General features: G+C 73.7%; 4 protein-coding genes. 1 reads left to right on the top strand and 3 read right to left on the bottom strand.

Annotation, left to right across the window (positions count from 1 at the left end; all coding sequences use genetic code 11):
- The 3 genes from ACFUN8_RS36900 to ACFUN8_RS36890 form a co-directional block, all read right to left on the bottom strand.
- Positions 1 to 2106 (bottom strand): hypothetical protein (locus ACFUN8_RS36900; protein WP_383647689.1); only part of this gene is annotated, 2106 nt, incomplete at its 3' end.
- A 100-nt stretch (positions 2107 to 2206) separates the two neighbouring features.
- Entirely contained in the window at positions 2207 to 2731 is a 525-nt protein-coding gene (locus tag ACFUN8_RS36895) for a hypothetical protein (protein ID WP_383647687.1), read from the bottom strand.
- The gene (locus ACFUN8_RS36890; protein ID WP_383647684.1) at positions 2728 to 4272 is read right to left on the bottom strand and encodes a hypothetical protein; all 1545 of its coding nucleotides are present in this window, start codon (positions 4270 to 4272) and stop codon (positions 2728 to 2730) included. The genes ACFUN8_RS36895 and ACFUN8_RS36890 overlap by 4 nt, the downstream gene beginning before the upstream one ends.
- 362 nt (positions 4273 to 4634) lie before the next feature.
- Between ACFUN8_RS36890 and ACFUN8_RS36885 the strand changes: the two genes are divergently transcribed.
- Positions 4635 to 5357: a cupin domain-containing protein gene (locus ACFUN8_RS36885; RefSeq protein WP_383647692.1), complete on the top strand. Its 723-nt coding sequence runs from the start codon at positions 4635 to 4637 to the stop codon at positions 5355 to 5357.
- The last annotated feature ends 27 nt before the right edge of the window (positions 5358 to 5384 follow it).

Genomic DNA, 5384 nt, shown 5'->3' with positions numbered 1-5384 from the left:
GCTCCATGGTGTCCACGGGAACGACAGCAGCGCGAGGGCGCGGCTGCTCCGGGGCGGCTGAGGAGGCGGTTCGGGTACGTGGGGCAGTGACGTCGTCGCCGGGACCGCCGGGATCGCCACCGCGTCCGGGCGGGGGACCGCGCTCACCTCTATGCGGCACGGGCGGCCGTTCACCGGGATCTCGACGCGCTGCTCGGCCAGATAGCGGCTGCGCGCCACGCGCGTCTCCCGCCGCCGGCCCTCCTGCTCCCACACCACCAGGACCAGCACCGCGGGCTCGGGCCAGCGGAACCGTAGCTCCGCCGTGCCGGGAGCGGCGCGTCGAGCCGTCAATTCCTCGACCGTTCCCGGCCGTTCGACGAGCACGCTCGGACCGGCCACCGCTCTGTCGCCGAGCACGCTGACCGCCGTCATCCGGACCCGGGTCCGCACCTCGGGCAGCACACTCACCGGGCCCACACCCGGCTCCGACCGAGCGGCCGGAGTTCCTGACATGTCGTCACCCGACGCGACGGGCAGGCCCGGCCACTCCACCAGACGGCCGTTCCCGCGCGCCGGCGGACGCCAGTCGACGGTCACGGTGCCGTCCGCGAGGCGCCCTACCGTCATGTCCTCCACCGGCGACGGCCACTCCACGGACGTCGCCGCGACCCGCAGACCCGGCGACCACACCAACTCCCCGCCCTCGCCCGGCAGATCGGGCACGGCCGGATAGCCGCAGGAGATCTCGTACAGATACGTCGCCGGCCGCAGTGGACGGTCCACGAACCCCTTCCGCCCGGCCGGCACCAGCAGCCCGTCCACCGGCACACCGTCCGTCGGCTGCTCGGCGACCCCCGACCGCCCCGCCCGGCGCGCCGTCGAACGCACCGCCCTGAACCCCGTGGCCGCCGGATGAGCGCGCCATTCCAGCCGTACGCCGTCGGGCACCGGCACCGCGCGGACCTCCTCCACGTCCGGCACCAGCAGGACGGCACCCGTGACGCGCGGTACGCCCGCCAACTGCCCCCGCCGCAGCGGCAGTACGGCGTACCGCACCCGCCTGCCGATCGGGGCGTCCAGGTCGAGCACCGAGAGCGAGCTGTCCGGGTGCGGCACCTCCACCGCCTGCTCCGGGGCACCGTCCACGAAGCGCAGCACCCGGTATGACACCGGGCCCCCGAGACGGGAGGTGTCACGCGGCAGCCGCGCGGCCGTCCACGTCAGCGTGACGGCCCGCCGCTCGACGCCCACCCGCACCGTCGAATCGGCGGGCGTCCGCGCGTCGGGCGAGTACAGCTCGTCGGCGAGCAGCGTCGCGGCGCCGAGCAGGCCCGCCATCGCCCCGTCGTCGTCGGCCGCCCGCCGCACGGCCGCCAGCCAGGACACCGTCGCGGCGCGCAGCTCACCGAGCCCCCCGAGCCGCCGCGCCTCGTCCATCAGCCGGTCCACGGCCGCCGCCCGCTCGGTCAGCCGGGTCAGGAGGTTCGCGAGCACATGGTCGCGCGGCTGTGGCGGCAGGAGGTCCGCGATCCGCTGCGCCTCCCGCAGCCGCTCACCGGGCCAGACCTCGTTGATCGACTCGGCCGCGACCCGGACCGGCCCCTTGCCGGGAAAGTCCGCCGCGACGGCGGACGCCAGCGGCGCGGCGTCCCCGCTGTGCACACCGAGCGCCTCCGCCGCCTCCGCGGTCGGCCCCCCGGCCCGGTCCCTCAGCTCGCGGCACACCTGCCACAGCACGATGCGGCGCGGCCCCATGGGATCGTCGCGCACGACGGTCTCCATGGTGTCCATCAGCGCCGCCGCCGTACCGCCACGGGGATCGGAGGACGTACGCCACCGCTCGGCCGTCTCCTGGATATGACGCAGGTCCACCCGCGTCCACGCACGCCCCCGGGCGGGGAACCACAGGCCGTCCAGGATCCGGAACCCGTCGTCCGTCGCCGCCTTCGGCAGCGTCGCGAACACACTCGTCCCGGCCTCGACGGCCGGTCCCCGCAGCAGATCGGCGGCATGCCGGAACCCCAACCGGCGGATTACCGAGTCCAGTTCGGCGAATCCACGCATACCGGGGAACTGCGGCAGGACGGGCAGCGGCAGTCGCCGCCCGTCCGTACCACCGTTCACGCCGTCCGCACCGTCGCCAACGCCTTCCGCCCGTGCGCCGGGCCGCCACCGCTCCACGCCGTGGGTCCTCTCGTTCGTCGCGGCTCTCCGGCCGCCCGGTTCAGCGGGGCGAGGTGTAGAAGTAGATCCGGATGATCGCCGAGTTCGCCGGCTCGCCGAGATCGTGGAAGTCGTCCGTCGCCGTCTTCTTGGAGAACATCCCCGGACGGGCCTTGCTGAGCAGCGAGTTGACGCGATGCGCGTACTCCGTACCGCCCTGGCTGCCGCCGAAGGTCAGGACCAGCGCCGCTGTGCGCCCCGGCCACTTCTTCGTGCCCTTGTTGATCTGGGCGACGATGTCCTTGCTCTCACCGCCCTTCACCCGGATCTGCTGCGGCTTCAGCTCGACCGACCTCGGCCCGGCGGGGGACGGGGTCGGTGAGGGCGACGGGGAAGGAGAGCCGGACGGCGACGGTCTGACGGCGGCGCGGGCGGCCAGCGGGTCCGGCCGGTCCGCCATCGACACCAGGGCGAGCACCAGCACGAGGTCGGCGAAGAGCCAGCCGGCCAGCATGACGACACCGGGCCGCCCGCCGCGCCGTACGCGCCCGGCCAGTTGGCCCACCCGGCGTACGGGACGGCTCACGGGCCCACCTCGTCCTGCGGCGGATACGACGGACGTGCCGGACCCTGCTCCGGGATGCCGGGCGTGGTCCGTGTGGTCGGCGCGTCGGGTACGGGCCCCGCCCCGCCACCATGGGAACTCCCATTCGCGGCGCCGCCGTTCGCGCCGGTCAGCAAGAGCCGCTCCGTGGGCGTGTCGTACTCGAAGCCCGCCCCGGACGCGCGTCCGCCGGCGAGCGTCGGCGCGCCCGCCGGGTCGGGCGTGACGCCGTACTCCGAGTCCGGCGCCGCCACGGCCCCGACCCCGTTACCGTTCTGAGGCACCGTCAGTCCACGCAGTCCGGTGTCCAACCGGGCCGCCGCGTCCTGCCAGTGCGCCGCCGCGGCGTCCCAGCGCTCCGTGGCCTCCCGCATCCCGTCGACGGCGTCGTTCGTCCGCCCGGTGCTGTCCACCAGCGCCTTCGACGCGCGCTCCGTGGCCTGCGCCACCGACTCCGACCTCGTCGCCAGCGTCTGCTGCGCGGCGGCGAGCGCCTTCAGCGACGCCTCCACCGTGTCACCCGCCGACTTGACGCGGTCGGCGATCCGGCCGGCCGCGGCCTGGTTCTCCGTACCCGCCTTCGCGGTCGCCGCCTGCCCGTCCCGTACGGCCGCCTCGATACGGTCCGCCGCCGTGCCGAGCTTCGGCAGCTCACCCGTCAGCGCGAGGGCGGCCTTCTCCAGCGAGGTCGTCGCGTCCTCCAGCGCCTTCGCCGAGTTGACCAGCGAATTGTGACTGCGGTCGGCGCGCGACGCCAGCGACTCCATCCGGGTGGCGGCCTTGCTCAGACCGGCCGTGAACTGCTGCGGGGAAGCCGCGCGATGAGGTACGAGCGACAGCTGGATCCGGGTGAGCAGGGACGCCAGCCGGCCGAGCAGATACTCCTGCTCGCCGTTCAGCTTCGCCTCCACGCGGTCCGCCCGCGAGCGGGCGCGCGCGTGCCATACCGAGAGCACCACCAGCAGGCTGATCAGCACGACCGCCATCAGCGCCACGTTCTCGAACCGGCCCGAGGAGGCGAGATGACCGCCGAAGCCCGTCTGCCACAGCTGGAGGAACGGCCGGGTCGCCTCCTTGGGATTCTCCTGGCTCAACTCCCCGTACGCGCGCACCGCTTCCCGCAGCCCGAACCAGGTGATGAGCAGCGGAACGAACACCAGCACGCCCAGCGCGGCCTCCAAGAAGCCCTCACGGACGGGCCGTTGGCGCATCTCGTCGCGCACCGTGCGTACGAGTGCCCCGGCGCCCGCCTTGGCCGCCAGCGCCACCCGGAGCTGTGCGAGGAGGGGCGCGCGACGGGCCGGTGGTGGCTGGGCCAGACTCTCCGGGCGTACGTACGCCTGCACGAGATCCACGTCGGCCCACCGGTCGAGACGTGTCCGCTGCTCCAGGTCATGAGCGAGGTCGATGAATTCCGCACTGCGCAGTTCGAAGGCGGGCTCGGCGGCGAGGATCCTCAGTTCCGCCGCCAGTTTCCTCTGCTGTGGGTCCGCCTGCGCCGTGGTGGGTGATACCTGTGCCAACCCTGTTTCCCCCTGAATCGGGTGTTCCCCGTGACCGTGCGCCGTCCTGCGGCCCGGTCGCCCGCCTCGCCGTGACCGTATGGGGGACGTCCCCGGGATCGCGTTGGTTCCAGGCCGAGTTGAGGATCCCACATACGGCCCATCCGCCATGCCCCGATCCCCCGGGTACCGGCCGTTGACACGGACCCGGGGCGGATCTACGTTCGGACAGAAAGCGCTTGCTCCCACTGGTCCGAAGGGAAGTGTTGACGACGTCCCGCACCGGCTCATCCGCAGACAGAGACACAGACGCAGGCACATACACAGGCCCAGGCACATACGCAGGCCCAGGCGCGGCCACAGCCCCAGGCGCGGGCGCGAACATAGCTGTGGCGAGCGGCTTCGCCGGGCTGCCCGGCGCCGTCGCCGTGTCGCACCTGACCGTGTACGACTGGGAGGCCGCCGACGGCCTCTCCGGCGGCACCCCGCATCTGCATCTGACCTGCTCCGAGGGGTACGTCGTGACCGCCGGACGCGGCGCCGTCCAGACCCTCACCGCCGAGGGATTCGCCGCCACCCCGCTGGAGCCCGGCGCCCTGGTGTGGTTCACCCCCGGCACCATCCACCGCCTCGTCAACGAGGACGGGCTGCGGATCGTCGTACTGATGCAGAACAACGGGCTGCCCGAGGCCGGGGACGCCGTGCTGACCCTGCCGCCGGAACATCTGACCGACCCCGAGACGTACGGGCGTCTGGTCCGTGTCCCCGAAGGCACCGAGGCCGAGCAGGCGGCGTTCGCCCGGCGGCGGCGGGATCTGGCGGTCGAGGGGTTCGCAGCGCTGCGCGCGGCGTGGGACGCCGGGGACGAGAAGCCGCTGCTGGACTTCCACCGGGCGGCGGCCGCACTGGTCCGGCCGAGGCTGGACGAGTGGCGGGGGCGCTGGGAGTCCGGCGCGGCGGAGGCCGCGCGGCAGACCGGCGTTCAGCTCGACCGGCTCGCCGAGGGCGACGCGTCGCATCTCGCCGACGCGCGAGTACGGGCCCGACTGCCGCAAGCGCACGGGAAGTTCGGGATGTGCGGACGGCTCGACACGTACACGGTGTGAGGCGGCGGGGCGGTGCGCCGGTCGGAC

This window comes from Streptomyces sp. NPDC057307, from assembly GCF_042667665.1.
Classification (GTDB): Bacteria; Actinomycetota; Actinomycetes; order Streptomycetales; family Streptomycetaceae; genus Streptomyces.
The sequence above is the reverse complement of the archived record's forward strand: the minus strand, read 5'-3'. Positions and strand labels throughout refer to the sequence as shown.